Origin of the sequence: Amycolatopsis pretoriensis (assembly GCF_900107925.1) — a bacterium.
Lineage (GTDB): Bacteria > Actinomycetota > Actinomycetes > Mycobacteriales > Pseudonocardiaceae > Amycolatopsis > Amycolatopsis pretoriensis.
The window spans coordinates 198,424-224,829 of the sequence record NZ_FNUJ01000014.1; the positions used below are offsets into that span (position 1 = coordinate 198,424).

General features: G+C 74.7%; 24 protein-coding genes. 11 read left to right on the forward strand and 13 right to left on the reverse strand.

Annotation, left to right across the window (positions count from 1 at the left end; all coding sequences use genetic code 11):
• Positions 1 to 78 precede the first annotated feature (78 nt).
• Both eccD and eccB read left to right on the forward strand, forming a co-directional pair.
• Entirely contained in the window at positions 79 to 1,425 is a 1,347-nt protein-coding gene (gene eccD, locus BLV96_RS44475; RefSeq protein ID WP_086677893.1) for a type VII secretion integral membrane protein EccD, read from the forward strand.
• Position 1,426: 1 nt separating this feature from the next.
• The gene (gene eccB / locus BLV96_RS44480) at positions 1,427 to 2,830 is read left to right on the forward strand and encodes a type VII secretion protein EccB (protein ID WP_086677892.1); all 1,404 of its coding nucleotides are present in this window, start codon (positions 1,427 to 1,429) and stop codon (positions 2,828 to 2,830) included.
• A 171-nt stretch (positions 2,831 to 3,001) separates the two neighbouring features.
• On the opposite strand, the gene BLV96_RS44485 is transcribed toward eccB, so the two are convergent.
• From BLV96_RS44485 to eccCa, 3 genes are read right to left on the reverse strand one after another with little or no spacing between them, the layout of a single operon-like run.
• On the reverse strand, positions 3,002 to 4,288 hold the full coding sequence (locus BLV96_RS44485) for a hypothetical protein (protein WP_086677891.1): 1,287 nt from the start codon (positions 4,286 to 4,288) through the stop codon (positions 3,002 to 3,004).
• 3 nt (positions 4,289 to 4,291) lie between these two features.
• Positions 4,292 to 4,588 carry a hypothetical protein gene (locus BLV96_RS44490; RefSeq protein WP_086677890.1) on the reverse strand — a complete coding sequence of 99 codons (297 nt, stop codon included), beginning with the start codon at positions 4,586 to 4,588 and terminating at the stop codon, positions 4,292 to 4,294.
• Positions 4,588 to 8,562, reverse strand: a complete 3,975-nt coding sequence (gene eccCa, locus BLV96_RS44495) for a type VII secretion protein EccCa (RefSeq protein WP_425266220.1) — start codon at positions 8,560 to 8,562, stop codon at positions 4,588 to 4,590. The genes BLV96_RS44490 and eccCa overlap by 1 nt, the downstream gene beginning before the upstream one ends.
• A gap of 140 nt (positions 8,563 to 8,702) precedes the next feature.
• On the opposite strand from eccCa, the gene BLV96_RS44500 reads away from it, so the two are divergent.
• Together BLV96_RS44500 and BLV96_RS44505 are read left to right on the forward strand one after the other, a co-directional pair.
• Positions 8,703 to 9,035: a WXG100 family type VII secretion target gene (locus BLV96_RS44500; protein WP_244180950.1), complete on the forward strand. Its 333-nt coding sequence runs from the start codon at positions 8,703 to 8,705 to the stop codon at positions 9,033 to 9,035.
• An 18-nt stretch (positions 9,036 to 9,053) separates the two neighbouring features.
• Positions 9,054 to 9,350 (forward strand): WXG100 family type VII secretion target, encoded by a 297-nt coding sequence (locus BLV96_RS44505; RefSeq protein ID WP_086677888.1) that lies wholly within the window; start codon positions 9,054 to 9,056, stop codon positions 9,348 to 9,350.
• A 44-nt stretch (positions 9,351 to 9,394) separates the two neighbouring features.
• On the opposite strand, the gene mycP is transcribed toward BLV96_RS44505, so the two are convergent.
• The 7 genes from mycP to BLV96_RS44540 form a co-directional block, all read right to left on the reverse strand.
• Complete coding sequence (mycP, locus tag BLV96_RS44510; RefSeq protein ID WP_086677887.1) at positions 9,395 to 10,657, reverse strand: type VII secretion-associated serine protease mycosin; 1,263 nt, start codon at positions 10,655 to 10,657, stop codon at positions 9,395 to 9,397.
• A gap of 119 nt (positions 10,658 to 10,776) precedes the next feature.
• Positions 10,777 to 12,861, reverse strand: coding sequence for a transglutaminase TgpA family protein (locus BLV96_RS44515; protein WP_244180942.1), 2,085 nt, complete (start codon positions 12,859 to 12,861; stop codon positions 10,777 to 10,779).
• Positions 12,858 to 13,979: a DUF58 domain-containing protein gene (locus BLV96_RS44520; RefSeq protein WP_086673358.1), complete on the reverse strand. Its 1,122-nt coding sequence runs from the start codon at positions 13,977 to 13,979 to the stop codon at positions 12,858 to 12,860. The genes BLV96_RS44515 and BLV96_RS44520 overlap by 4 nt, the downstream gene beginning before the upstream one ends.
• Complete coding sequence (locus BLV96_RS44525; RefSeq protein ID WP_086673356.1) at positions 13,979 to 14,953, reverse strand: AAA family ATPase; 975 nt, start codon at positions 14,951 to 14,953, stop codon at positions 13,979 to 13,981. The genes BLV96_RS44520 and BLV96_RS44525 overlap by 1 nt, the downstream gene beginning before the upstream one ends.
• On the reverse strand, positions 14,950 to 16,815 hold the full coding sequence (locus BLV96_RS44530) for a fibronectin type III domain-containing protein (RefSeq protein ID WP_086673355.1): 1,866 nt from the start codon (positions 16,813 to 16,815) through the stop codon (positions 14,950 to 14,952). Before BLV96_RS44530 ends, BLV96_RS44525 begins: the two co-directional genes overlap by 4 nt.
• A 95-nt stretch (positions 16,816 to 16,910) precedes the next feature.
• The gene (locus BLV96_RS44535) at positions 16,911 to 18,173 is read right to left on the reverse strand and encodes a sensor histidine kinase (protein ID WP_244180943.1); all 1,263 of its coding nucleotides are present in this window, start codon (positions 18,171 to 18,173) and stop codon (positions 16,911 to 16,913) included.
• Positions 18,170 to 18,841: a response regulator transcription factor gene (locus tag BLV96_RS44540; RefSeq protein ID WP_208608497.1), complete on the reverse strand. Its 672-nt coding sequence runs from the start codon at positions 18,839 to 18,841 to the stop codon at positions 18,170 to 18,172. Before BLV96_RS44540 ends, BLV96_RS44535 begins: the two co-directional genes overlap by 4 nt.
• A gap of 60 nt (positions 18,842 to 18,901) precedes the next feature.
• Between BLV96_RS44540 and BLV96_RS44545 the strand changes: the two genes are divergently transcribed.
• From BLV96_RS44545 to BLV96_RS44560, 4 genes are read left to right on the forward strand one after another with little or no spacing between them, the layout of a single operon-like run.
• Positions 18,902 to 19,705, forward strand: coding sequence for an AfsR/SARP family transcriptional regulator (locus tag BLV96_RS44545; RefSeq protein WP_158104080.1), 804 nt, complete (start codon positions 18,902 to 18,904; stop codon positions 19,703 to 19,705).
• Complete coding sequence (locus tag BLV96_RS44550; RefSeq protein ID WP_091390356.1) at positions 19,692 to 20,996, forward strand: hypothetical protein; 1,305 nt, start codon at positions 19,692 to 19,694, stop codon at positions 20,994 to 20,996. The genes BLV96_RS44545 and BLV96_RS44550 overlap by 14 nt, the downstream gene beginning before the upstream one ends.
• A complete protein-coding gene (locus BLV96_RS44555; RefSeq protein WP_244180944.1) occupies positions 20,993 to 21,613 on the forward strand; it encodes a helix-turn-helix transcriptional regulator in 621 nt (206 codons plus the stop codon). Before BLV96_RS44550 ends, BLV96_RS44555 begins: the two co-directional genes overlap by 4 nt.
• Positions 21,614 to 21,642: 29 nt before the next feature.
• Entirely contained in the window at positions 21,643 to 22,302 is a 660-nt protein-coding gene (locus tag BLV96_RS44560) for a response regulator transcription factor (RefSeq protein ID WP_086683301.1), read from the forward strand.
• On the opposite strand, the gene BLV96_RS44565 is transcribed toward BLV96_RS44560, so the two are convergent.
• Positions 22,259 to 22,729 (reverse strand): YbaB/EbfC family nucleoid-associated protein, encoded by a 471-nt coding sequence (locus tag BLV96_RS44565; RefSeq protein WP_086683298.1) that lies wholly within the window; start codon positions 22,727 to 22,729, stop codon positions 22,259 to 22,261. The genes BLV96_RS44560 and BLV96_RS44565 overlap by 44 nt on opposite strands.
• Complete coding sequence (locus BLV96_RS44570) at positions 22,726 to 23,052, reverse strand: hypothetical protein (RefSeq protein ID WP_143051129.1); 327 nt, start codon at positions 23,050 to 23,052, stop codon at positions 22,726 to 22,728. The genes BLV96_RS44565 and BLV96_RS44570 overlap by 4 nt, the downstream gene beginning before the upstream one ends.
• 96 nt (positions 23,053 to 23,148) lie before the next feature.
• On the opposite strand from BLV96_RS44570, the gene BLV96_RS44575 reads away from it, so the two are divergent.
• Complete coding sequence (locus tag BLV96_RS44575; protein WP_244180945.1) at positions 23,149 to 24,750, forward strand: alpha/beta hydrolase; 1,602 nt, start codon at positions 23,149 to 23,151, stop codon at positions 24,748 to 24,750.
• A 68-nt stretch (positions 24,751 to 24,818) separates the two neighbouring features.
• On the opposite strand, the gene BLV96_RS49475 is transcribed toward BLV96_RS44575, so the two are convergent.
• Complete coding sequence (locus BLV96_RS49475) at positions 24,819 to 25,034, reverse strand: hypothetical protein (RefSeq protein ID WP_143051130.1); 216 nt, start codon at positions 25,032 to 25,034, stop codon at positions 24,819 to 24,821.
• Between the two features lies 1 nt (position 25,035).
• On the opposite strand from BLV96_RS49475, the gene BLV96_RS44580 reads away from it, so the two are divergent.
• Both BLV96_RS44580 and BLV96_RS44585 read left to right on the forward strand, forming a co-directional pair.
• Positions 25,036 to 25,323 (forward strand): hypothetical protein, encoded by a 288-nt coding sequence (locus BLV96_RS44580; RefSeq protein ID WP_086683293.1) that lies wholly within the window; start codon positions 25,036 to 25,038, stop codon positions 25,321 to 25,323.
• On the forward strand, positions 25,320 to 25,871 hold the full coding sequence (locus BLV96_RS44585) for a hypothetical protein (RefSeq protein WP_244180946.1): 552 nt from the start codon (positions 25,320 to 25,322) through the stop codon (positions 25,869 to 25,871). Before BLV96_RS44580 ends, BLV96_RS44585 begins: the two co-directional genes overlap by 4 nt.
• Positions 25,872 to 26,406 lie beyond the last annotated feature (535 nt).

Genomic DNA, 26,406 nt, shown 5'->3' on the forward strand with positions numbered 1-26,406 from the left:
TCATAGTAGGTCCGCCCGCGCCAGTCCGCGGGTGCTCGCGGCAGCTACCTGCCGCGAGCCGAACCGAGGAAGGCCACCATGACCACGACCGGCCTGGTCCGCGTGACTGTCGCGACGCCGCACCGCCGCATCGACCTCGCGCTGCCCGAACGCGCGCCGCTCGCCGAGCTGCTCCCGGGCCTGCTCCGCCACGCCGGCGCGGCCGACGAGCCGCCCGGCGGGTGGCTGCTGCGCCGCGGCGACGGTGGCCGGCTCGACCCCGCCCGCACCGCCGCCGCGCAGCGCGTCGGCGACGGCGAGGTCCTGCACCTCGCCCCGGCCCACGTCGACTGGCCCGAGCTGGAGTACGACGACCTGGCCGACGTGATCGCCGACGGGTCGGCCCGTCTCGGCGGCACCTGGCAGGCCCGCCACACCCGGGCGGCGGGCCTGGCCGCCGGTTCGCTCGCGGCGCTGCTGGCGCTGGCCGTGCTCAGCACCGCGGGGCCGGCCTGGACTCCTCCGGCGGTCGGGGCGCTGCTCGCGGCGATCGCGCTGGTGGCCGGCGGGGCGGCCCTCGCCCGGGCGTTCGGGGACAGCGGGGCCGGCACGGTGCTGGCGGTGACGGCGTGGCCGTTCGCCTTCGTGGGTGGCGCCCTCCTCCTGGCGGCCGGCAAACCGCTGGGTGCGCCCCAGCTGCTCGCCGGGTGCGCGGCGGTGCTGGTCGCCGCCGTCGCCGGATTGGTGGGCGTGGCCGACCGGGCGGCCGTCTTCTCGGCCGCGGCGGTCGCCGGGCTGGCCGGGACGCTCGGGGCGTGGCTCGCCACCGCCCGCGTCGTGCCCGGGCCGCAGGCCGCGGCGATCGTCGCGGCCGCCGCCCTGGTCGGTTCACCGGCGTTGCCCGCGCTGGCCGTCCGGCTGGGCAGGCTGCCGCTGCCGGTGCTCCCGCGCGGCACGGCCGACCTGCTGCACGACACCCCGCACCCGGCGCGGCGCGCGGTCTACGCGTCCGTCGTGCGCACCGACGGCCTCCTCACCGGACTGCTCTGGGCGATCGCCGTGGCCGCCGTACCGGCGCAGGTGTGGTGGGCCGGCCACGGCGGCACCGCGGGCCTGGTTTTCACGGCGGTGCTGACCGCCGGGTTCCTGCTGCGGGCGCGGCTGCACCCGATCGTGCGGCACCGCCTGCCGCTGCTGCTGGCCGGTGCGACGGGCCTGGCGAGCCTCGCCCTGCTCGGCGGCGGCCACCCTTGGACGATCACCGCGGTCTGCGCGGCCGCCGCCGTCGCCGCGGTGCCCGCCGGCCTGCGCTACGCGGCGAGGACGCCGACGCCCTACCTCGCGCGGTGGGGCGAGGTCGTCGAAGTGCTCGTCGTCGTGGCCGTGGTACCGCTGCTGTGCTGGGTGCTCGGCCTCTACGCCGTGCTGCGCGGGCTGGCGGGCTGACGTGGCTTCCCCTCGCGACCAGCTGCACGCGCACCAGTTCCTCGTCCAGCGCACGGTTTCCGCGCTGACCGCCCGCGAAACCGACCCGGAGCGGCCGCGGTTCCGGCGGCCGGCGACCGCGGCGTTCGCCGGGATCGGGCTGTCCCTGGTCCTGCTCGCCGGGTTCGGCGTCTTCGGGCTTCTCGTCCCGGGCGGCAACACGTCCTGGCAGGCCGGCGACGCCGTCATCGTCGAAAAGGAAACCGGGACGCGGTTCGTCTACCTCGCCGGCCGCCTGCACCCGGCGGCGAACTACACGTCGGCGGTGCTCGCCGCAGGTAGCGCGAAGACCCTTCAGGTGTCCCGGAACTCTCTCGACGGCGTCCCGCGCGGACCGGTGATCGGCATCGCCGGCGCGCCCGACGCCCTCCCGGCGGCCGATCACCTGCTCGGGCCGGAGTGGTCGCTGTGCTCACGGCCCGAGACCGGCACCGACGGCAGCGCGGTGAGCCGTTCGGTGCTGCTCGCCGGGCGTATGCCGCCGGGCGGAACGCCGCTGGGCGACCGTGCGCTGCTGGCCGAGTCCGCGGACACCGGCGAGCGATACCTGGTGGCCGGCGGCTTCCGGCACCGGATCGCGGCGGCCGACGCGGTGACGGTCGGGCTGGCGTTGCGCTCGGCGCCGCCCGTTCGGCTGAGCCCGGCGGCCGGCGACCTGCTGCCGGCCGGAGCGGCGATCGCGCCGATCCCCGTACCGGACGCGGGGAAGCCGTCGACGGCGGTACCCCGGCGGCCGGAACTGCGCACGGGTCAGCTGCTGGTCGTCCGGACGAGCGGCGCGACGGAGTACTACCTGGCGGAAGCCGAGCGCCTGCGCCCGATCACGCCGCTGCAGTACGACATCCAGCGCGCCTACCCGCCGACCGCGGCCGCTTATCCCGACGCCCGGCCGGACGCCGTTTCGCTGAGCCCGCTCGACCTGGCGGAGGGCCGCCGGGCCCCGGCGCCACCACCGCAGCCGGGCGACGTTCCCGCGCAGCTGCCCGGCTTCGCCTCGGGCACCGCGGTGTGCCTGGGCTTCACCCCGGACGCGGACGCGCCCTCGGTCCTGATCGACCCCGCACTCGGCCCATCGGACCCGATGACCGCGACGCCCGGCCGCACCGCGGCGGGCGCGGTCCTGGCCGACCGCGTGGTGGTGCCCCCGGGCACGGCGGCGCTGGTGGAGGCGATGCCGAGCCGGACGGCGCCGGCGGGGACGCTGGCGTTGGTGACGGACGCGGGGCGGGCGTACCCATTGGCGGGCCGGCGGACCCTGGAGGTGCTGGGGTACGGCGCGACGACCCCGGTGCGGATCCCGGCGGCGTTGCTCGCCCGGGTGCCACAGGGGCCGGGGTTGGCGGAGAACACCGCGCTCGGCCGCTGACCGGCGCCCGCCTCGGTACCGCCCCGGCCACGCGGCCGGCGTCGCGAAAGACTCCTTCTCGACGCTCGGGCCGCACCCTCGGATCGGCACTGTCCCGTGAGCGTGCCGCCTCGGCACCGCCTCCACGGCGAAAGGCCCGCCCCCGAACTACGAGGGCGGGCCTTTCCCAGCTCAGGCGCGGTCGGAGCGCAGCACGGACGGCGGTGGTGTGACCTCCCACAGTTCGTCGTCGAGGCGGGGCGTGCCGGGTGACCAGCGGGGCTCCTCCGCCGGCACCGCGCGATGGTCGCCGCGGGCCCGGCCGCCGAGTCGCTCGGGTACTCCCGGTGGCTGCCGCCGGGCCGGGCCGCGACCGGTGAACGGGTGCTCCGCGCGGCCCGGTCCCGGGCGCTGACCCGATCCCGCGAGCGCACCCGACATCGGGGGCATCATGCCCGGGAAGCCACCCGAGGCCGAACGCGCGGACGCAGCCTGGGCCGGGCCGGAGATAGTCGGTTCGACGGGGGCGGCCGCCGTTGCCGGGGTGACCGTCGTTGCCCGGGGCACCGCCACCTGCGGGATCGCTGCCGCGCCCGGCAGGCGGACGGAGCCGGCCAGTCCGGCGAGGCCGCCCAGTGCCGTGCCCGGCACCGCGGACGCGTTCGCCGCCGACGGCAGTGTCGGCGCGACCGGAGTCACCGAGGGTGGCACCGGCGGGGCGACGCTCTCCAGCCCCGCCAACGTCGGTGCGACCGGGGACGGCAACTCCGGCACCTGGGGCGCCACGGGAGCCGGGACCGCGCCGGGATCGGCACCGCCGGCCGCGCCACCGCCCGCGGCATCCGCGCCACCGGAAGCACCCCCAGCGTCAGCCGAGGCACCACCAGCGGCGCCGGCAGCAGCACCGCCACCGTCCGCGCCACCCGAAGCACCCCCAGCGTCGGCCGCAGCACGGCTCGAGGCGCTCTGGCTACCGCCGCCCGCGCCGTTTTCGCCCGCCGCCGCGCGCAGCCGCTGGGCCGCCGCCACGTACAGCCGGCCCAGCTCGTCCATCTTCGCGCCGGCCGCTTCCTGCAGCTGCTTCACCTGCGAGTCCGTCGGCGCACCGCTCGCCTGCGCGGCCGCGGCCTGGATCCGCCGCGCCTGCTCGAGACACTGCGCGACGTACTGCGCCACCATCGGCACCGCTTGGGCGGCCGCGTCGAGCGCCGTCCACGGGGCCGCCGCGGCGATCCGCTGCGCGTGCGTGCGCAACGACGTCGTGCCGTCGGTGGTCCGGCGGACGAAGCTCTTGCCCGCGTCGTCCCGCCACGCGCCGGAGATCCGGTTCGCGTGCTCGGTCAGCTGCCCTTCCGCGGTTTCCAGGGCCGTCCGCGCGGCCTGCCACTTGCGGCCGATCTCGCCGAACGCACCGATGTTGCCCTGCTCCGCCTGCACCATCGCGAGCTGCTGCTCCAGCGGCAGCGATCCGTACCCCATGGCTCAGTCCCCCAGTCCGGTGCGGGCCGAGGCCAGGGCTCGGGCCCCGGCCGCGTTGCCCGCGAGGTAGTCCTGTGCCGAGCCGCGGGCGATTCGCGCCAGCGCGACGAACTCGTCGTGCGCGCGCCGGACGTACGAGGCGAGCGCGGTCGCGGACGTCGTGTCCGCGGCTGCCAGGTCAGCCGTTTCGCGCAGGCCGCCGCCGGCGATGCCCGGGCGCGCGGCCGCGACAGCCGGGTCCGGCGGTTGCGGGGCGAACTGCTCCAGGCCGTCGGTCAGGCCGTGGATGTCTTCTCCCATCAGGTTTTCCTCTCGTCCACTGTGGTCGTTTCACCGGGCGGCAGCCAGGCCAGCTGCAGAAGCTTGGGTGCCTCGCGGCGGCCGATCAGCCGGCCGCGCCCGGCGGGCAGCGGCTCGGCCTTGACCCCGCCGAGCAGCGGTCCTTCTTCCTTGTCGCCGGACAGCAGCAACCCGGGCGTGCCGACGTCGCGCAGCCGCGTGAGGAACGGCTCGAACAGCGCGCGCCCGGCCCCGCCGGTCCGCCGCGTCACGATCACGTGCAGGCCGATGTCGCGGCCCTGGGCCAGGTGGTCCAGCAGCGGCAGGAACGGGTTCGCCGCGGGGTTCACGACGAGGTCGTAGTCGTCGACCAGCACGAACAGCTCCGGCCCGCGCCACCACGACCGCGTCCGCAGTTCGGCGGGGGTGACGTCGGGGCCGGGCAGCCGTTCGGCGACACCGCGGGCGGCCTCGGCCAGGAGGTTCGCCGTCGACGCCGGGTCGGTGCCGTAGCCGAGCAGGTGCGGCTCGGACAGGTCCCCGAGCAGTCCGCGCCGGTGGTCGACGACGATGAGCCGCGCCTGCTCGGGCCGGTACGCCCGGGCGATGCGGTGGGCCAGCAGGCGCAGGAACGCCGTCTTCCCGGACTCGCCGTCGCCGAGCAGCAGCAGGTGTGGGTCGGCGGCGAAGTTCAGCCGCACCGGCCCGAGGTCCTGCTCGGCGATCCCGACCGCGAGCCGGTGCGTGGCCGGGTCGTCCACGGCGGACAGTTCCGCGTACGGCAGCACGCCCGGCAGCAGCCGCACGCTCGGCGCGGGGTTCCCCGGCCAGGCCGCCGCGACGGCTTCGACGAGTGCCGCGGACCCGGCCGGCAGGTCGTCGGCGGTGACCCGCCCGTCGATCCGGGGCAGCGCGGTCAGCATCTGGTGACGTCCGGTCGTGACGCCGCGACCGGGCGCGTTCTCCGGGACGAGCAGCTGGCCGGCCCGGTCGACCATGGTGTCGACCGGATCGCCGAGCCGCAGCTCCAGCCGTCCGCCGAACAGGTCACGCACGGCCGGGCGCAGGTCGAACGACCGCGAGCAGGCCACCAGCAGGTGCACGCCGTAGGCGAGCCCGCGCGCGGCGATCCCCGCGACGACCTCCTCGAGGTCTTCGAAGTCCTTGCGCAGCGTCAGCCAGCCGTCCACCACGAGGAAGACGTCGCCGTACGGGTCTTCGGCGAACTCGCCGGCGCCGCGGCGGCGCCGGTACTCCGGCATGCCGTCGAGCTCCAGCTCGGCGAACCGGCGTTCACGGGCCGCGAGCACGCCGGCCACCTCGGCGACCGTGCGCCGGACCGCGCCGGCGTTCTGCCGCGCGGCGACGCTCCCGACGTGGGGCAGGCCCCGCAGTGTGGCGAGCGTGCCGCCACCGAAGTCGAGGCAGTAGAACTGCGTCTCGCGCGGCGTGTGCGTCAGCGCGAGGCTCGTGATGATCGCCCGTAGCGCCACGCTCTTGCCCGACCGCGGCGCGCCGACGACCACGGCGTGTCCGGCCGCACCGGAGAAGTCCAGCTCCAGGGCGTCGCGGCGCTGGTCGAGCGGCCGGTCGACGATCCCGGCGACGGCGCGTAGCTTCCCCTGCCGCCCGGGCCCGCCGGCGGCGAGACCGCGCACCGGATCCACGACCGGTACCCCGAGTAGCCCATCCATTGTGGACGGCTCGCGTAGCGGCGGGAGCCAGACTTGGTGCGCCGGCGTGCCTTTGCCGGCGAACCGGTCGACGAGGATGTCGAGCAGGCTCTCGCCGACGGCGTCGTCGACGTCTTCCTCGGCTTCGGTCTCTTCGGTGACTTCCGGTGCGACGTAGGCGGTCGTGTACTCGCGCATCGCCGCCTGGTGCTCGCGAGGACCCGCGCCGGTCGTGCCCGGGCGGTGAACGCCGGAGACGTAGGCGGAGCGGAACCGCGTCATGACCTCGGTGCCGAATTTGAGGAAGCCGTGACCGGGCGCACGCGGCAGCGTGAAGGCCGCGGTGACCCCCAGCACCACGCGGCTTTCCATCTCGGAGAACGTGCGCAAGCCGATCCGGTAGGACAGGTGGCCGTCGAGCCCGCGCAGCCTGCCTTCCTCCAGGCGCTGACTGGCCAGCAGCAGGTGCACGCCGAGCGACCGCCCGACCCGTCCGATTTGGACGAACATGTCGATGAAGTCCGGCCGGGCCGAAAGCAGCTCGCTGAACTCGTCGCAGACCACCAGCAGCGTCGGCACTTCGTCCAGCGGTGCTCCGGCGAGCCGGGCTTTCTCGTAGTCGCGCAGGGATGCGAAGTTCCCGGCCGCGCGCAGCAGTTCCTGACGCCGGATCAGCTCGCCGTTGATGGCGTCGGCCATCCGGTCGACCAGCGGCAGCTCGTCGGCGAGGTTGGTGATCACCGCGCTGGTGTGGGGGAGCCCGTCGAGACGGGTGAAGGTCGCGCCGCCTTTGAAGTCGATGAGCGCGAAGTTGAGCTGGTTCGGCGGGTGCGTGATCGCCAGCGCGAGCACGAGGGTGCGAAGCAGCTCGCTCTTGCCGGACCCGGTGGCGCCGATCAGCAGGCCGTGCGGGCCCATGCCGTCCTGCGCGGACTCCTTGAGGTCCAGCTCGACCGGCGTGCCGTCGGGGGTGATCCCGAACCGCACGCGAAGCCGGTCGCGGCTGGGCCGTGGCCGCCAGGTGCCGGCCGGGTCGAACGCGAAGGGGTCGCCGAGGTCGAGCAGGTCCTCCAGGCCGAGTTCGCTGCTGAGCGGCTGTTCCCCCCGCGGCCCGCCGGGCAGCCGCAGCGGCGCCAGCGTCCGCGCGAGCGCTTCGGCGGCGCCGAGCGCCATTTCGTCGGCGCGGCCGAGTTCCTCGGTCCCGCCGGCGGTGCGGGCCCCGAGCTTTCCGTCGGGATCGACGGTCAGCTCGGCCGTGCCGCGGCCGAGCGCGCGGGGCACCGGTGAGCTGAGGTCGAGCACGGTGACGCCCTCGACGCCGCCGCCGGTCATCAGGTGGTCGGAGCCCAGGACGTCGCCGCCGTCGAGGACGACCAGCAGGTGCGGAGCCGGGGCGCGCCCGGTGCCGTCGGGGTCGAACCGCGGCCGGCCGGCGAGCAGGTCGTCGAGCATCGCCTCGAGCCCGGTCGCCGCCGGGGCGACCAGCCGCAGCAGGCCGACGGCGTCGGTGCGTTCCGGGTGCAGCGCGTGCGGGAGCCACTTGACCCAGTCCCACTCCGGCAGCCGGTCGGGCGCGGCGCAGACGGCGATCCGGACGTCGTCGGGTGCGTGCAGCACCGCCAGCTGGGCCAGCAGGGACCGGGTCAGCGCGGTGCGGCGGTCGCGGTCGCCGGTGAGGTGGAGGCGAGCGAACCCGTTGATCGAGACGGCGAGCGGAAGCCCGCCGACCGTGCTGTACGCCGTGACGAACCGGCGCAGCGCGAGCGCGGAAAGCGGCTCCAGCCGTTCGAGGGGCAGCGTGTCCGGCGGGACGATCGGGGTGGCCAGGGCCTGCGGGCCCAGGCCGATCCGGGCGACCAGGAAGTCGGCGTCGGCGGGCCGTCGTTCCCACAGCCGCGCTCCGGCGGCCAGTGACCACAGCGTCGCCGGCTCCGGGTGCAGGTGGGCCAGCGCCGCGCGTTGCCGATCGATGGTGCGGATCACGCGCATCCGGTGCTGGGCCAGGCCGCGCAGGTACAGCCGCCGGGCGTGGGCCATCTCGCGCTTGCCGACCCCGCCGCCGTTGAGGAAGGCCGCGCAGAGCATGCCGAGGATCGCGACGCCGAACAGGCCGAGCACGACGTAGCGCAGCGCGCTCGCCGTCCCGCCGAAGCCGAGCAGCGTGCCGCCCATGATCGCCACCATCGGCAGGACCATCAGGGCCTGGGCCCACGTCCGCCCCGACGGCAGCGGGATCTCCGGCGGTGCCTCCAGCACCACCTCGCCGGACGGCATCGCCGGCCCGGCCGTCCGATCGCCGCGGTGCACCAAGGTTGTCGCCACCCGGCCATCGTCGGGCCTCGCGCGGCGGTGTGGGGCGGTGTGGCAGGAACGTGCCGTGACCGGGCCACGCGGGCCGCGCAGCACCTAGCGTCGACCAGGAAACGGTTACTCCGGCGGAAAAGGAGCCGCGCGTGGCGAGCATGCAGGATCAGCTACACGGCGAAATGGACGTCCTCCAGCAATCGGCGAAGACCGCCGGTTCGGTGGCGGACAGCATCAACGGGCACCGGGCCTCGCTGCTGCCGGTGGTCGGCGCGATGCACGGGCAGTGGGTCGGGACGTCCTACGAAGCGTTCGTGCGCGCGCACGAACAATGGGATCAGGGCATCACCCGGCTGACCGCGGCATTGGGCAACCTCGGTGAGAACACGCAGTTCTCGGCCAACACCTACCTCAGCGCCGAAGACGCGGCGCGCGCCGGCATCGAGTCCGCCCAGGGGCACAGCCCCTTCGGCGGCGCGCTGCGGGCCTGACTCCGGAAGGGGATTCTCGTGCTGATCAAGGGAAACTTCAGCGAGCTGCACCGGCTCACCGACCAGATCCGCAGCACCGTCGGGCGGGTCGACCAGGAGATGAGCACCTGGCAGACGATGTCCGGCCAGACCGCCGAAGGCTGGCAGGACCAGGCGGGTGGGCAGTTCTCCGAGGTGAGTGCCGCCTGGCAGCAGGTTTCGCAGGCGCAGCAGCAGATGCTGGAGGCGCTGCGCGGGGGCGTCGACAACACCAACACCGAGCTGCAGCAGGCATTGGCGTCGGCGAAGGCGCGGGTCGGGAGCACGTCGATCTGAGGCTGATGACGAGGGGCGGTCCCGAGGTTCGGGACCGCCCCTTCTCAGTGCCCGCCGGGCAGCAGGAACGGCTCCGCGGCGACCGGTTCGCGGTCGGGACGGGGCGGCAGCGGCCGGGTCCGGGCCGGTGTCCACCGCCGGCGTTTCCCCCGGCGGAGGACAACGATCACGGCGGTGCCCAGCAGTGTTGCGGCCAGCGCGACGGCGACCCCGGCCCGCGCCGCGATGCCCTGCCGCGCCCACCACGCCGCGACGCTTTCGGCTTCGTGGTCGCGTGGGGTGGGCACCACGGACGGCAGCGGGGCCGCCGGGCGGGTGGTCAGCCCTTCGGTCACCGCCCGGTAGGGGTCGACCAGGCCGGCGCCGTACTCGAGGCTGCCCGCGCCGCCGGGCATCGGGGTCGCCGTCGCGATCAGTCGGTCGGCGACCTCGGCGGCGCTGAGGTTCGGCGCGGCCGCGCGGACGAGCGCGGCGGTGGCGGCGACGAAGGGGGCGGCGAAACTGGTGCCGTCGAAGTAGTCGTGGCCGCCCACCCGGGTCGTGCTCAGCACCCCGGCCCCGGGCGCCATTATGTCCACATAGGATCCGACCTGGGAGCCCTGCGCCCGGTGGCCGCCGATGTCGATCGAGCCGACGCCGAGGACGCCGTCGTACATCGCGGGGTAGGACGGGCCGGAGCTGCGGTTCCCGACGGCCGCGACGACGAGGACGTCGTTCTGCTGGGCGTGCCGGATCGCGTCGTGCACCATGGGGTCGTCGGCGTACCCGGAGAGGGAGAGGTTGAGCACCTTCGCCCCGGAATCCGCGGCGTACCAGATCCCCCGGGCGAGCACGACGGGGTCGATCGGTGTCGGGCGGCCGTCGTCGGCGAGGTCGCGGTCGGTGATCCGCACGGGCAGCACGGTGGCTCCGGGGGCAAGCCCTTGAAAGCCGACACCGGCCTGGGGCGTAGCGGCGATGATCCCGGCGACGGCCGTGCCGTGGGAGGCACAGTCGAAGTCGCCGGGGAGCTCACCGGCGAGGAAGAAGTCCTTGCCGGGAAGGACTTTCCCGGCAAGCTGCGGATGGCCGGCGTCGACCCCGGAGTCGACGACGGCGACGGTGACCCCGGCTCCCGTGCTGTGTGTCCACACGCGACGGGGGTCGAGGGTGCGCTGAGCCCAAGGGAGTTCGGCGACGACGGGGTGCGCGCCTTCGGCGGTGGAACAGGCCCCGGCGGGCGGTGCGGCGAGCGCGGGCGGTGCGACGGTGACGTTGACGAGCACCGCGGCGGCGACGCCGGCCAACGCGGGCAGGGTTCGGCTCATCAGGTCATGGTCGCGGGGGTGCCTGACGGCCGGGGCGCGCTGGCCGGAACCGGCCAGGCGGGCAACGTCGCACTCCGGTCGGCCGCGCACCGAGCCGGTGCGCTGCCGCCCGGCATCCGCTAACCGCGTGAGGGCCGCAACGAACGCGGGTCGAACCAACCCAGCACCCGCCGGCCCGGCCTGGCCCTCGCCAGGCCGCGCCGCAGCTTCCGGACGGCCGACCACGCCCGATCGCGTTCACCGCCCGCCGCGGAAGGGGCCCACATCGCCGCGTCCAGGGCATTGGCCAGTTCCGACAACCCCTCCCGCACTTGCGGCGGTGCCGAATGCCCGGCCGCGGAAAGCGCGTCCCGCACCGTCATCCCGGCCGTCACCACCACGCCGTGCGCGCGCAGCCGATCTCGCGCTTCCGCCCACGCGCCCGCCACCGACTCGTACCCCGGCCGGCGCCGCCGTCGCCACGCGCGGACCAGGCCTGCCGCCGGGACACCCACCAGCCACAGCACCAGCAGTACCGCCGCCGGCACCGCGAACACCGGCCACGGCACCGACAAACCGCCGTCCGGGCTCGAGGTGCCGCCGGGTCCGGTGGCCGGCAGGCGGGGCGGGGCCACCTGGTCCGGTGGGGGCAGCGCCGCCCGGGCGCGCGCCGTCGTGTCGCCGAGACCACCCGACGCCGCCGCGGCCCCGGTCGGGTCCAACGGCACCCAGCCGACACCGTCGACCGCGACTTCCGGCCACGCCAGCACGTCCGCGTTGCGGACCACCACGTCCCGGCCCGCGCCCGCCTGCGGCCGGAAGCCGACCGCGATGCGGGCCGGTATGCCGAGGAGCTTCGCCACCGCCACGTACGCCGCCGCGAACTGCTCGCTCGTCCCGACGCGCGTCTCCAGCAGGAACCGCTTCAGCTGCGGCCAGCCGCTGCCGGTCGGCAGCCGCTCCCCCGCGCGTACCACGCGGTAGTGGTCGCTGAAGTACTTCTCCAGCAGCAACGCCGTCTGGAACGACGGCCGCAGGTCGCGGACGGCGGCCCGCGCCAGCGCCGTGACCTCCGGTGGGACCGCGCCGACGTCACCGACGTCCTGGGCCGCGGCCGGGTCGACTCCGCGTCCCAGCAGCCCGGACTGGCCGCCCGGTTCCCACCACCGCAACCGGTACTCGGCGCCGTCGGCCGGGCCCGGCAGCCGCAACTGGCCGGACGCGGCGTCGACGAACGGTGCCACTCCGTCCACTCCGGACACCAGCGGCTGGCTCGGCAGCCACGGGCCGAGCGACCCGAACACCGTGACGTCGGCGGTCCGCAGGTCCGACGGTGGCGCCGCCGGGGCGGGCAGCGGTGCGCCGAGCCGCCGCGGTTCACCGCCCGGCGACCACGTGACGCCGTTGAAGCGGTCGAGGACGGCCAAGCGCCACCGGTCGACCGGCGTGACGCTCGAGTACCGGAACACCGGCACCTCGGGGTGCAGCAGCCGCCCCGCGATTTCGGTCAGCGGGTTGGCCACGCGGCCCGGCGGCAGCGGCGCGGGCTGGTTCTCCTGCAACGAAAACGCCGGTGTCCCGGCCGGGTTCGCGACGCTGCCGGCGACGGCTCCGGCGCAGCCGAGCGCGAGCACGGGCGCCGCGGCGAGCAGCAGCGTCCCCGCGCGCGGCCGCGGCGACGGCGTCGCCGGCCGGTCGGGCCCGGTCAGCACCAGCAGCAGTACCACCAGTGCGACGTAACCGGCCCCGACCACCAGTGCGGTCACCCCGGTCAGGGCGCCGTACGCCTGGCTGAGCACCAGAATCGGCAGCGAAGGCAGTACCGCGAGCAGCGGACGTCGCCCGAGCAGCTCGACGGCCAGGACCGACGCCGCCAGCACGAGCAGCGGCACGAACAGCACCAACGCCGGGTCCGCCGGCGCGGGCCACGTCGTCTGCAGGGTGAGCCGCCAGGAGTCGGTCACCCCGGCGGTGAGGACGCGCAGCGCTTCCCCGGGTGAAACGGTTCCGCCCACCACGATCTCGACCACGGCTGTCAGTCCGAGCACGACCGCGAGGACCGGCCGCCAGGGCAGCAGCACCGGCCGCCGGGCGCACAGCTCCGCGACTCCGAAGCACACGACCCCGGCCGCGAGCACCGGCAGGCACAGCGCCCAGAACCCGAACACCGGCGCGAACAACAGGCCGGGCAGCACGGTCAGGAGCAGGACGACGGCCCGCGTCACGACGCCACCACCTCGGTCCACCGCCGCAACGCGGTGACAGCGTCCGGTGCGAGCAGCACGCGGATCGCGCCCGCGGGCGGCGCCGACGACCCCAGGACGACGGCGACCGTGCTCGCGTAGCGCAGTCGCACCGCCGCCACCGGCGCCAGGTCCGGCGCGCCGGTGGCCACGACGGTCAGGATGCCGCCGCGCTCGCCGCTCTCCGGCAGCAGAGGCGCATCCGGCGGGGCGCCCGCGGTCAGCACGCACAGCTCGTCCAGCAGGCGCCGCACCGCCTGCGGGCCGGACGGCGTCGCGACGTCGACGCCGCCCGAGGTCACCAGGCGGCAGCGCTGCCCGGCCGCGGCGGCCGCCGCCAGCAACGAGGCGGCGACGTCGACGGCTTCCTCGAACAGCGGGCCCGGCGGGCAGCGGGTGTCCAGCACGACGGTGAACCGCGGCTGCTCCGGGTCGACGAAGTCGCGCACCATCAGCCGCCCGGTCCGGGCCGTCGCTCTCCAGTGCAGGTGCCGGACCTCGTCACCGGGCACGTACTCGCGGACATCGCGAAGGTCGTGCGAACCGCGCGGGGACAGCTCGGTGGTGACGCCCTCGTGGTGGTGGCGCGGGTGCCCGCCGACCGGCAGCCGCACCGGCCGCACCTGCGGGTGCACCCACAGCGTCGCGGTGTCGCCGGTGGTGAGCCGGGCCCGGCCGAGTCCGAGCGGGTCACGGCGTTCCAGTGTCAGCGGCCCGACCTGGTGCCGGCCGCGGACTTCGGTGGGCAGCTCGTAGTGCTGCACCGACTCCGTTCCCGGCGGCAGCGCGCGGACGCGCACCTCGCGTGTCCCGGCGCCGACGCGGTCGCCCGCGGTGAACGGGCTCTGGCGCCGGCTCCCGGCGTTGCGGACCCGCAGCTGCGCGAACGCCGGACGGCCGCGGCCGACGCGGTCCGGGTAGACCTCCCGGGACACCGAGACGCGCACGCGGCGAGCGCCGGTGAGCAAGGCGCCGAGGACGGCCAGCAGCCCGGCCGCGCCGAGCGCGCGCGGCAGCGGCCAGCCTCCGGCCAGGCCGGTGGCGAGCAGGGCCACCGAGGTCACCGCCAGTCCGGTGCCCCGCGCGGTCGGGCGCGTCATCAACCGACCGGGGTCCCGGCGGCCGGGGTGCGCATGGTCGGGGCCGGGGTCGCGGCCAGCACCTCGTCGAGGATGTCCGCGGCTTTGCGCTGGGCCAGCTCGGCGTCGGAGGTCAGGATCAGCCGGTGGGCCAGCACCGGCTGCGCGACCTCCTTGACGTCGTCCGGGGTCACGTACCCGCGGCCGTGGGTGGCGGCGATCGCCTGCGCGGTCCGGATCAGCGCGATGCTGCCGCGCGGGCTCGCGCCGTGCCGCAGCGCGACGTGCGTGCGCGTGGCGGCGGCGATGCGGGCGGCGTACTCGCAGACCGCGGTGTCGACGTGGATCGCCCGCACCTGTGCGATCGCGGCGCGCAGCGTCTCCAGGTCGACGACCGGGGACAGCTCGTCGGGCCCGATGCCGGCCCGGTCGCTCATGATCACCAGTACTTCGGTCGCCAGGTCGGGATAGCCGACGGTCAGGCGCATGAGGAATCGGTCGAGCTGGGCTTCGGGCAGCCGGTAGGTGCCCTCCATCTCGATCGGGTTCTGGGTGGCGACGACGACGAACGGCGCCGGCACCTCGTGTCGTTCCGAGTCGACGGTGACGGTGCGCTCGGACATCACCTCCAGCAGCGCCGACTGGGTCTTCGGCGTGCCCCGGTTGATCTCGTCGGCCACCACGACGTTGGCGAAGATGCCGCCGGGGTGGAAGCGGAACGCCTCTTCGCGCTGGTGGTAGATCTGGACGCCGGTGATGTCGCCGGGCAGCAGGTCCGGGGTGAACTGGATCCGGTGGTAGCTGCCGCCGATGCTGCGCGCCAGGCACCGGGCCAGCGTCGTCTTGCCGAGCCCGGGCACGTCCTCGACCAGCAGGTGGCCCTCGGCGAGCACCGCGGCGACGGCCAGCCGCACCACCTGCGGCTTCCCGCGTAGCACCGTCTGCACGTTCGCCGCGATCCGCTGGTACACCTCGGCCGGTGTCGGCACGCTCATCCCCCTGTCCACTTGAGACGGTTCGACGTGATCGTCGCGCCGTCGCCGGTCGTGGTGACCCAGACGGTGTGGCCGACCCCGAAGTAGTCGAACGCGCTGAACGACGCGCGCCCGCTCGAGTCGGTTTCCACCCCGTGACCTTCGTTGCTGTAGCCGGAGTCCGTCGAGTGCGGCTTGATGTCGTAGTGCGCGTCGGGCGCGAACCCGCTGAGCACCACGCGCATCTTCGCGCAGCCTTCGCGGTCCCACTCGGGGTCGCACTTCCCACCGCGCGAGAGCGTCAGCTTTTCCGTGCCGACCGGTGTCACCGAACCCGACGACGCGCCGGGACCGTCGCCGACCTCGTTCACCGCCTTCACGGTGAACGTGTACGCCTTGCGGTTCGCCAGGCCCTGCACGGTGGTCGAGCGCGCCGAAGCGATCATCGTCACCGAGCCGCTGCTGCCTCCGCTCCACGTGACCTTGTACGCGGTCACCGGTGAGCCGTTGGCCGCGGCTGCGCCCCAGCTGACCGTCGCGGATCCGTCGCCCGCCTTCGCGGAGACCTGCGTGGGCGCGCTCGGCGGGCTGGCCGCGACCGTGGGCGGCGGTGCGGGCGGCGGTTTCGGCGTCGACTTCGGAGTCGGCGCGGGCTTCGGCCTTTCCGTGCGCACCACCGTCCGCTCCGGCTGTTGCGGCGGCTCCTGCGGCGAGCTGCCGACGACCGGGGTTTCCGGCGGCGGCGGGCTGGGCGGCGTGCTCGTCGCCGCCGGGCGGCCCGCGGCCGGGACGTCGGACACCCTCCCGTCGTGGTCGAGCACCAGGACGTGCCGGCCCTGGTCACCTTCGACGTAGACGCGGGCGTCGCCGCCCTGCACCAGTTTCGGCGTGCCTGGCTCGGGCGGGATCGGCTTGGTGTCGCGGGCCGCGCCGGTGTGGTCGTAGGTCAGCAGCTTGTCGCCCGCCTTGTCGACCAGGGCGACGACGTCGCCGGTCGAGGCCGGGCCGTCGTAGTCGCCCGGGGGCAGCTGCGCGGAGATCGGCCGTTCCCGCGGTTTCGCCGGGTCGAACCCGGCCGGGTCCACCAGGTACAGGCGTTTGCTCTCCGGATCGAACAGCGCGATCCGGCCGCGCACGTCGGCCGCGGCCGGGCGGGTCGCGGCCGAGACCGGGACGTCCAGCGGCACCGCGGCGCCCTCGCCGTCGTCACCGACGGTGCGCAGCGTGCGGTCGTGGGTGTTGACGAAGACGGGTTTGCCGCCGACGAGGGTCATGCCGCCGGTGTCGCCGGGCTGGGCCGAGGCCGGGCAGGAGACCGACGAGTCGTCCTTGCGCAGCCGGCACAGCTGCCCGGTGTCGGTGCGGTTGAGCCAAAGTGTGCCGTCGGCGGTCGCGACCGGGTCGCCGAAGGGGCCCTCGACGTCGATCAGCTGGACCGCACCGCCGAGCCGCGCGATCTTGCCCGCGTTGCGGTAGGCGAGGTACGGGCCGCCGGCGGCTTCGATCGCGAGCCCGCGCTCGTCGTCGGGAGCCGGCTGCGGCGGCTGCGCCGCGAGGGTGGACTGGTCGAACATCGTGATACCGCCGTCCTGTCCGACGACGTAGCCGCTGGTGTCGCCCTGCAGCACCTGGCTGCCGGGGCGCCCGGGCACCTGGCCCGCCGAGTCGATCTGCGCGGTCGAGCCGTCGATGTGCAGCGCGGACTGCGTCTCCGAGTCGTAGAACCAGTGCCCGGCGGGCACGAAGTCGGCCCCGGCCGACGGTGTCTTGCCCGTCAGCGCGACGACGGCGCCTCCGGCGCACAACGCCACGACGAGCACCAGCGGGATCCGGGAACGCAGCTTCTTGCCCCCCGGCAACCGCACTTTGATCCCCAGCTTCACGTGACGGAGTGTACGACACCGGATACATTCCCGGTCCATTTCCGCACCCCAGCAGTGTGATCACGCGCGGGAGCAGGCGAAAGACCCGGTGACGCTCAGTGGCGCTCGGGGGCCGGCGGCAGTTCCAGCTCGAAGATCGCGCCGCCCTCGTCGGCGTTGTAGAGGTTGAGGCGGCCGCCATGGGCCTGGGCGACCCAGCGCACGATCGACAGGCCCAGGCCGGACGAGCCGCTGCCGGTCCGGAACCGGTCGAACAGCTCCTCCGCCGTCGTGCTGTCGACGCCGGGGCCGTGGTCGGCCACGGTGACCCGGCCACCGGCGACGGTGATGTGCACGACGGCTTGCTCCCCCGGGCGCCGTCCGTAGCGCAGCGCGTTGTCCAGGAGGTTGCCGATCGCCCGGCGAACCAGCACCGGGTCGACGAGCACGGTGCACGGCGCGGCGGTGAGCGTGACGCGAGCACCCTCGGCCGGGGTGTCCTCGACCAGCCCGGAAACCAGCTGGTCGAGCCAGACCGGCTGGACGGTGAGCCGGTCGACCCCGGCCGCGAGCCGGGCGCGCACGAGCAGACCGTCGATGATCTCGCCCATCTGGGCGGACAGCGCCACCGTGCGCGGCAGCAGCTCGGCGGACTCGCCCGGGTGCCGCTGCGCCGTCTCGGCGAGGGCGCGCAACGCGGCCACCGGGGTGCGCAGGTCGTGCGCGGTCTCGGCGAGCAGCTGTTCCTGCTGCTCGAGGGCGCTCGCCGCAGGCCGGATCGCGCGGCCGGACAGCAGCCAGCCGGCCAGGCCGAGCGCCCCGGCGAGCACCACGGCGCCGCCGACCACCCAGAGCACCTGGCGCTCGTGGGCGGCGGCCTCGGCGCGGGCATCCGCCACCGCGACGACGGCGCCGACGTAGCGGCCGGACTGGGCGCGCACGGGGTCGACGCGCATCCGCAGCGGGCTGCCGTCCGGGGCGTCGATCTCGCCGTAGAGGAACTTGCCCTGCTCGACGGCCTGCTGCGCGTAGCCGTTGAGCACGTTGACGTCGACCGCCACGCACGAGCGGCCGCTCAGCTTCGCCGGGAACGTCCCGGACCCGCCGGGCAGCACGGCGAACTGCGGGCAGGCGTCGTTGACCTCGTCGCGGTCGACGCCGGCGGTGCTGATGCCGTCCGGACCGTCGGCGCGCAGCAGCCGCTTGACCACGGACGTGACGCGGTAGAGCTCGTCGTCGAGATGCTCGTCGCGCTGGCGGGAGTCGGCCGCGAGGACGAGCCAGGCGACCACGACCAGGCCGATCGTGTTCATCGCCGTGAACAGGATGGTGAGCAGCACGCGCAGGCGGCGCAGGCGGTCGGCCGAGGAGCGCGTCACTCCGCCGCCAGCCGGTAGCCGGCGCCGCGCACCGAGTGGATCAGGCCGGGTGCGCGCAACTTGGCGCGCAGCCGCTTGACGACGGCGTCGACGACGTTGGCGACCGGGTCGGCCGAGCCGTCCCAGCAGTGTTCGAGCAGGTCTTCGCGGCTCACCACCTGCCCGGCGCGGATCAGCAGCACCTCGAGCACGGAGAACTCCTTGTCCGACAACGTCAGCAGCACCCCGCTCCGGCGGACCTCGCGGCGGGCACTGTCCAGCTCCAGGTCGGCGAGGGTCAGCACGGACGGCCGGGGCGTGCCGCCGCGCCGGCACAGGACGTGCACCCGAGCTGCCAGCTCGGCCGGGGAGAACGGCTTGACGAGGTAGTCGTCGCCACCGTGGGCGAAGCCGTCGACGCGGTCCTGTGTGCTGTCGCGGGCGGTGAGGAACAGGACCGGCACGGCCCAGCCGCGCCGGCGCCGGCGTTCGACGAAGTGCAGCGAGTCGCCGTCGGGCAGCATCCGGTCGAAGACGACACAGGCGACGTCGCCCTCACGCAGGGCAGCGTCCGCGCCGGCCAGGTCGGCGGCGGTCACGACGACGAGGCCCCCGGCGGTGAGCTCGGTGGCCACCGCGAAGCGCAGGTTCTCATCGTCCTCGACGACCAGCACCCGGGTCGTTGTCATCGAATCCTCATGTCCGGTCGCGCAGGCTGGGCACAGCAGACCACGAGGGGGGTGCCAGTGATGCCGGCGACCACGCTGTCCGAGGTGTCCACCGGGCCATTGTCCACAGTGTCCCTTCCCGCGCTGTTCTCGGTGCTCGGGCCGGTCCGGGTGCGCGGGGTCCGCGGCGCCCGGAAGCCACTGGCGGTGCTGACCGCACTGCTGCTCCACGCTAACGAATGGGTGGACGTCGAGCAGCTGATCGCGGCGACTTGGCAGGAACAGGACGCGCCGGCGTCCGCCGAGGCGAACCTCAAGACCTACATCTGGCACTGGCGCCGGACGCTCCCGGACGCCCTCGGCGACCCCCGCATCGAGCGCGGCGAACACGCCTACCGGCTTCGGGTGGAGCCGGGCGACCTCGACGTCGACCACGTCGAGCTGCTGGCCGGGCAGGGCCGCCGCGCACGGGATGAGGGCTCTCGTGCGCGGGCCGCGGCCCTGTTCGGCTCGGCGTTGGAGCTGTGGCGCGGCAGGCCGTTCGACGGGCTCCGCGCGGACTCCGGCCTGGGCACGGTGACGTGGCTGGAGGGCGTACACCGCAACCTGCGGCTGGAACTGGCGGAGCTGTCCGGCTCGCTCGGGCGGTTTCGCGAAGCCGAGACGCTGCTGAGGGGGCTGGTGGACGAGGACCCGTGGTGGGAGCAGCCGTGGGTCTGCTGGATGGGGCTGCTGTGCGGCCGGGGCCGACCGGGTGACGCGATAGCGCTGTACCGCCGGGCCCGCGCGGCGCTCCGGAGCGATCTGGGGGTCGAGCCGGGGCCCGAGCTGACGGCGGCGTTCCGGACGGCGGTCGAAGGTGAGGTGCGCGATGGCCGGCGCTGAGTCCTGGGAGCCGCCGACGGTCCTGGCGGCGGTCAACCCGGCGGTGGGCGGCGCGGTGGCCCCGGCCGGCGAAGCGGCGGTGCCGGCCGGCGCCGTGGCTTCGGCAGTCGCGGCCGTCCCCCGGCCCGCACCCGCCGCCACCCCCACCTCGGTCACCCCGCCGCCGGTGGTCGCGGCCGCCGTCCGCGGGCCTCTTCCGCACTCCGCGCCGCTCTCCCTTCCCGCGACCCGGCCCGCACCTCCCGCCGCTGTCGCCCGGCCGCCCGCCAAACCTCCGCAACCGCTTCCCCGCCCCGGCGCCTTCGTCCGCTGGGAATGCGCCGCCGCGCTGGTCGCCGCATCCCTCACCCAGCCCTGGCCCGTCGCCGTGGCCGCGACACTCGCCGCCGCCGGGCTGGGCGGTAGCACCGTTCGCGTCCGGAACCGCAGCCTCACCGAACTCGCCGCACGCGGTCTCGGCTACCTGGGCCGCCCTCGCGACCTCACCCTGCCACCGCACGAACGGGCCGCCGCGCTGCTGGACCACCTGCTGCCCGCCGTCAGCTTCGGGGCCACCGAACTCGGCGGTGTCCCCGTCCTGGTGATCCGGCACGCGGGCGGCGTCGCGGCCGTCACCGAACCCACCACCACCGGGCCGCGGTGGGTCTCGCCCGCCGTCCTGCTGCCCGAGGCCGGACCCGACGGGCCCTACCCCGGTGTGCAGGGGATCTTCCACGCGGGCGGGGAGCCCGGCTCGCCGCCGCGGCGGTGGTTCGGCGTGCACGCAGTCCGCACCGCCGAGCACGCCGACGACGAGCTGCTCACCCTCGTTCTGCGCAACACCCTGCGCCGCGTGCTGCGTGGCCTCGCCCAGCACGGCGTGCCCGCCGAACCGCTCGGCCGCGAAGCCGGGCTTGCCACCATCGCCGCGCTCGCGCACGTCACCGGCGGCCGGACGGAGCTGCGCGAAGACTGGGCCCGCTGGCGCACCGGACCGGTCTCCCAGGTGTGCTTCCGGCTCGACGGCTGGCATGCCTTGCCCGGCCCGGTCACCGAACGCCTGGTCGCCGGCCTGCTTAGCCGGCCGGCCGGGGTCGCCGTCACCTTGGCGGCGCAGGCCCGGCGCACGCCGCGTGGCAGCACGACCAGCGCCGCCCTGCGCCTGGCCGCCCGCTCCCCCACCGCGCTCGACGCCGCGCTGCCCGGGCTCGCCCGCTGGTGCGCGGGCCACGGCCTGCGGCTCCACCGCCTCGACGGCCACCACCTCGCAGGCGTCACCGCCACGCTCCCGATCGGAGGGACCTCGAAATGACCACGCCCCGCGACGATCTGCTGGCGGACGCCCGCCGCGAAGTCCTCGTCATGAGCACCTCCGGCCCGGCGGCCCGCGCGCCCCTCGGCGCCGTCCGGCCGAACGACCACGTCCACCTGGGCCGCGGCGTCAGCTACCGGATCCTGGTGCCCGACACCGCCCGGACCGCTCCGGCGCTGAGCCGGCGGCTCGGCACCCTCGCGCTGGCCGGGGCCTCCGTGCGCACCCTGCCCACGGTCCCGACCGACGCGCTCGTGCTCGACCGCTCGCTCGTCGTCCTGCCCACCGACCGCGCGATCAGCTCCTCCGGCGTGCTCGCGTTCCGGCTGCCCGGCGTGGTGACCACGACGGTCGAGCTGTTCGACCGGCTCTGGCCGGCGGCTACCCCGCTGATCGAGGGCGGCCACGACGAAGAGCTCGACCAGCGCCAGGTCCGGCTGCTGGAGCTGCTCACGACCGGCCACACCGACGAGTCCGCCGCGGCAGAGCTCGGTGTGTCGGTCCGCACCGTGCGCCGCATGGTCGCCGACATCATGCGGCGTCTCGGCGCGCGCAGCCGGTTCCAAGCCGGGGTGAAAGCCGCCGACCGTGGCTGGCTGCTGGCCGAAGCGGGCTGACCGGGTGCCGGGCACTACTGTCCGGAGGTGTGCGTGTGCTGATCGTCGAAGACGACCCCGACCTCCGGCTCGCGGTCGGCGCCGCGCTGCGCGGGGCCGGATTCGCCGTCGACGCGGTCGACGACCTGCCCGCCGCCGACGAGGCGCTCTGGGTGAACAGCTACGACTGCGCGGTCCTGGACCGGATGCTGCCCACCGGCGACTCCGTCGGGTTCCTCGCGGCGAAGCGCACGGCCGGCCTGCTGACGCCCGTCCTGTTCCTCACCGCGCGCGACGCCGTCGCCGACCGCATCGCCGGGCTCGCCCACGGGGACGACTACCTCGTGAAACCGTTCGCGGTGGACGAGCTCGTGGCCCGCGTCCGCAGCCTGTGCCGCCGGGCGCCGCGTGCCGCCGAGCCGGTGGTGCTGCGCTGCGGTGACCTCGAGATGGACCTCGGCAGCCGTCAAGTGCGCCGCGGCGGTGTGCTGCTGACCTTGACGCGCACCGAGTTCGCGGTTCTGGAGCTGCTGGCGCGGCGCGCGGGCGAGGCGGTCCCGCGGGCGGAGCTGCTCGCGCACGGCTGGGACGAGCTGGCCGCGCCGGCGACCAACGTCCTCGACGTCGTCATCGCGCAGCTGCGGCGCAAGCTCCGGCCGCCGTCGCTCATCCACACCGAGCACCGCGTGGGCTACCGGCTGGCGCCGTGAGCTCGTACGCGGTCGCGAAGTTGCGGCGCTCGACCGCCTTCGCCGCCTGCCGCACGGTGTCGGCGATCGCCGACGCCAGCGCCTTCGAGCCGTGGCAGGCACGTGGGCTCACCGCGAGGTCCGCGAGCCGGCCATCGCCGGACACGGTGGCGCTGATCAGGCCGTCGTCCGAGATCGCCGTCTCCCGGACCCCCGGCAGTTCGTCGCGGAACCGCGCCAGGCTGTCGCGCAGCGCGGGAAAGCCGGCCAGCTCCTGGAGCACGGGCTCGAAATCGAACCCGGCTTCCGAGGCCAGCGTGTCGAGCACCCGCGCGGCCAGCCGGTCCGGCTCCCGCAGGACGCGGGGGTCGAGCCACAGCCGCACCAGTTCGCCCCGTGCGCCGAGCGTGGCGCCGACGGTGCCGTCGGGAGACACCTTCTCGGTCACCGGCCGGCCGCCATCGTGCTCCGGGCCCGCTGGTCGGCCGCCGCGTAGTCCACGGCGGACGCCCGGCCGGCTTCGGCGGTCGCGGCGAAGTCCGGCGCGATGAGCCCGGCGGCCTGGCGCACCGCGTCGCTCGTGCTCGTGTAGCCGTCGCGGAAGGCCGCGCCCAGCACCCCGGTGCCGATCGCCGGCTCCCCCGCCGTGATGGCCGCATCGCCATCACGCCAAGCGGTCCGCAGAGCCGTGCCGCTGTCGGCGAGAGCCTGCGCGCCGCGGTCGACGGTGTCGGTGTCCATGCCCATCTGATCGCCCGCTGCTGTGGTCACCCGTCCAGTTTCCGCGATGCGCACAGCGCTGAAACGGCGTTGGCCGCTTTCGGCCACCGTGCGCGCTTCCGTTCGCACGAAAGGAATCCTGGAGCCATGCCCATCGCCGAACCCACCGACGCCCTGTGGAGCGCGGTGAAAGCCAAGGTCCCGTGGCCCGACACGAACGAAGACTCCGTGCGCACGCTCGCCGGCTCCTGGGAGTCGGCGGCCGGGGCGTTCGACCGGGCCGCGGCGACGAACACCGCCGACCTGACCACTTCGTGGACCGACACCGCCGGCGTCGCGATGTTCACCCGCGCTCACCGGGTGCTGACCCAGGCCGGGGACAACGGCCAGGCGATGCGGCAAGTCGCGGCCCGGGTGACGGCGTTCGCCGACGAGGTCGCCGCCGCGAAACAATCCCTTGTGGACCTGATCGCGAAGAACGCGCCCACTTACCAGAACCTCGCCAAGCTGCCCGCCGGGGCCGCCGATTCCTACCGGGCGCAGTTCGCGAGCCAGGTCGCCACGCTCGCGCAACGAGTGCTGACCGAAAGCGCGAGCCGGATTTCGAAGGGCGCCGGGGCTCCGCTGACGGCGCCCGACCACGGACCGCCACCGGCGGCGCCGCCGCCCGGCGACCCGGCGGCGGTCAAAGCCTGGTGGGACGGCCTGTCCGACGCCGACCGGGCGAAGGTCATGCAGGACGCCCCGGACTCGATCCGCAACCGCGACGGCATTCCCGCGACCGTCCGGGACTCGCTCAACCGGGCCGCGCTCGACCGGGAGATCGACACCGCGAACGCCGCGCTCAAAGCCGACCAGAACCAGGGCTACAACCCCTACACCGGTGGCGGAGGCGGCGTTCCGGACGGCGGCGACAGCGCTCTGCAGGAGCGGGTGCGCGGCCTGACCGCCCTGCGCGACCGGCTGAACGGAGGCGGGCCACCGGCGTTCCTGCTGGAGCTCGACACGACCGCGGACGGCAAGGGCGTCGTCGCGACCGGGAACCCCGACACGGCGGCGAACGTCACCACCTACGTCCCGGGGACGATGGCCGACCTGAACAGCATCGCCGGGGACGTCCACCGCGCCGACGTGATGTACGACGCCGCGCAGGCCGCGGGCTCACCGTCCACTTCGGTCATCACGTGGGTCGGCTACGACGCCCCCGACGAGCTCTACAACGCCGCGAGCGAGTCCTACGCCGACGGCGGGAAGGCCGACCTGCAGACGTTCCAGGACGGCCTGCGCGCCACGCACGCCGGCCCCGCTTCGCACAACACGGTGCTGGGCCACAGCTACGGCACCACCACGATCGGTCACGCCGCTCGCGACGGGGGCCTGAACGCCGACGACGTGGTTTTCGTGGCCAGTCCGGGCGTCGGCGTCGACCATGCGGACCAGCTGCACCTCGACGGCGTCGACCAAGCGCACGTCGCCGAGCACGTCCACTCGACGACCGCGGCGAACGACATGATCGGCATCACCAACATCAAGGTGAACCCGGATCCCTACGCGGTGGGCGCCCCCGCCCAGGACATCGCGCTGGGCCCGGACCCGGCGGACCCGGCTTTCGGCGGCGACGTCTTCGCGTCGGCGCCGGGCACCCCGGGCTTGTTCGGCGGCCTCAGCGGTGCAGCACACAGTGAATATTGGGACCGAGGCAACCCATCTTTGCCCACGATCGGCGACATCATCGCCGGCCGGCGATGATGTCCCGGTCCTCCGGCCCGACCGGCAGGAACCGGACAAGTGGCGTCACCGCCGGGAAATGGCTGTTATCACTGTTCCATGCGTCGAAACATTCCCGTGCTGGCAATGGTTTCCGTCGGTCTGGCCGGTTGCGGCAGCGTACCGGTGGCACAGCCTCCGTCCGTACCTTCGGTATCGACCACCCGACCCGCGACGACATCTTCGGCCGTGCCCTCGACCACGGCCACGCCCACGACGACTTCCAGTTCCCGGAACCCGAATCCGCCCGCACCGCCCAGCACCAAGGTGCGGGACTGCTTCGACGGTGACTGCACGCTGCCGCTGGCCAAGCCCACCACGATTCCCCTGGATGCCGCCAAGTTCCACTACTCCTCGCTCCGGGTGACGGCGATCGGCCCGGACAGCCTCACGTTCACCGTCGCCTACCCGCAGGGCGGTGGCGCCGAGTCGAGCATCGGCCCGGGTCTCGGTGGGGCGAGCTTCGGGTTCCGCGGCTCCCCGTCGATCGAGGTCGGCCTGACGCAAGCAGGCGGCAAGCCGGCATTGGTGCTCCAGCCAGGGGCGATCACGTGAGCCGCGCCGCGGCCCCCGCCGGCGCGGCGCTGGCGGCAGTGAAACGAGGAATCTGTGTCGTTCCCTTGGTGGTTCTCGCCGCCGGGTGCGGCAGCGAGACACCGCCGGCCGGGGTGCCGGCACCGGCCGCCACCCCGTCGTCGTCCGCGGCACCGACCGCCACCGACGGCAGTGACTACGCCGCATGCACCGACGGCACCTGTGAGGTGCGGGTAAGGGGCCCGGTGGACATCCCGCTGACCGGTCAGGGCGGGCTGCACCGGCTCTCCGTCGCCTCCGTGACCGACGACGGAATCGGCTTCTCCACCGACAGCGGCGCCACCGGCACCCTCACACCCGGATGCGTGCTCACCTTGTACGAGAACGGGAGCGGCTCCAGCTGCAGCAGCGGTACACCGCAGAAGCCGAAACCGGTGGACGGCGTGCTTGCCCTGCAGATCGCCGACCTGCGAGAGGGCACGGCGATCCTCCGCCTCGTCTCAGGCAAGGTCGGGCCACCGCCCGCCTCACTGCGGCCGCCGCTCCCTGTACCGCCGTGGACCCGATGATCCGAGGATCGGACGAGACGAAGGATCCTTCAGCGGGCGCCGACCGCGACAAAATGAGCGCGACGCTGTGATGTGCGCCCAGTGGGTGCCGGGCCGGAGGTGCCGGGGTGCGCTGGGGCTGCGGACCGGCCGGATCACGCCACCCGCTCGGCACCGCGATCGGGGCGGGCCGCCGGCCCGCGGACACCGACCGGCCGAGCCGGGCGGCCGACTTCCGGGCGATCCGGCTCGGCACCGCCCGGCCCCGAGCGCCCCAAAGTGGCCTTCGGTGCGTCACACGCACCCAATGAGGTTTTCTCAGTAAGGCTCGAGCCGGTAGGCGTGTTGGCCTGCGATGAGGCGTGGGGCCCCTGGTAGGACCGGATTTGCGAAGATCAAGTCCAAGGTTCCAAAGGCCCCACGTGATCAATTATGGCGCCACCCTCGACGTGGCGCATGAGCTGGTCTGGTTCGTCGCCCGTGTCCTGCACACCGAGCGGCAACGGCGCGGCACCCGCCGCGGCCGGCGCGCCCTGACCCCCTACCGGCAGGCACT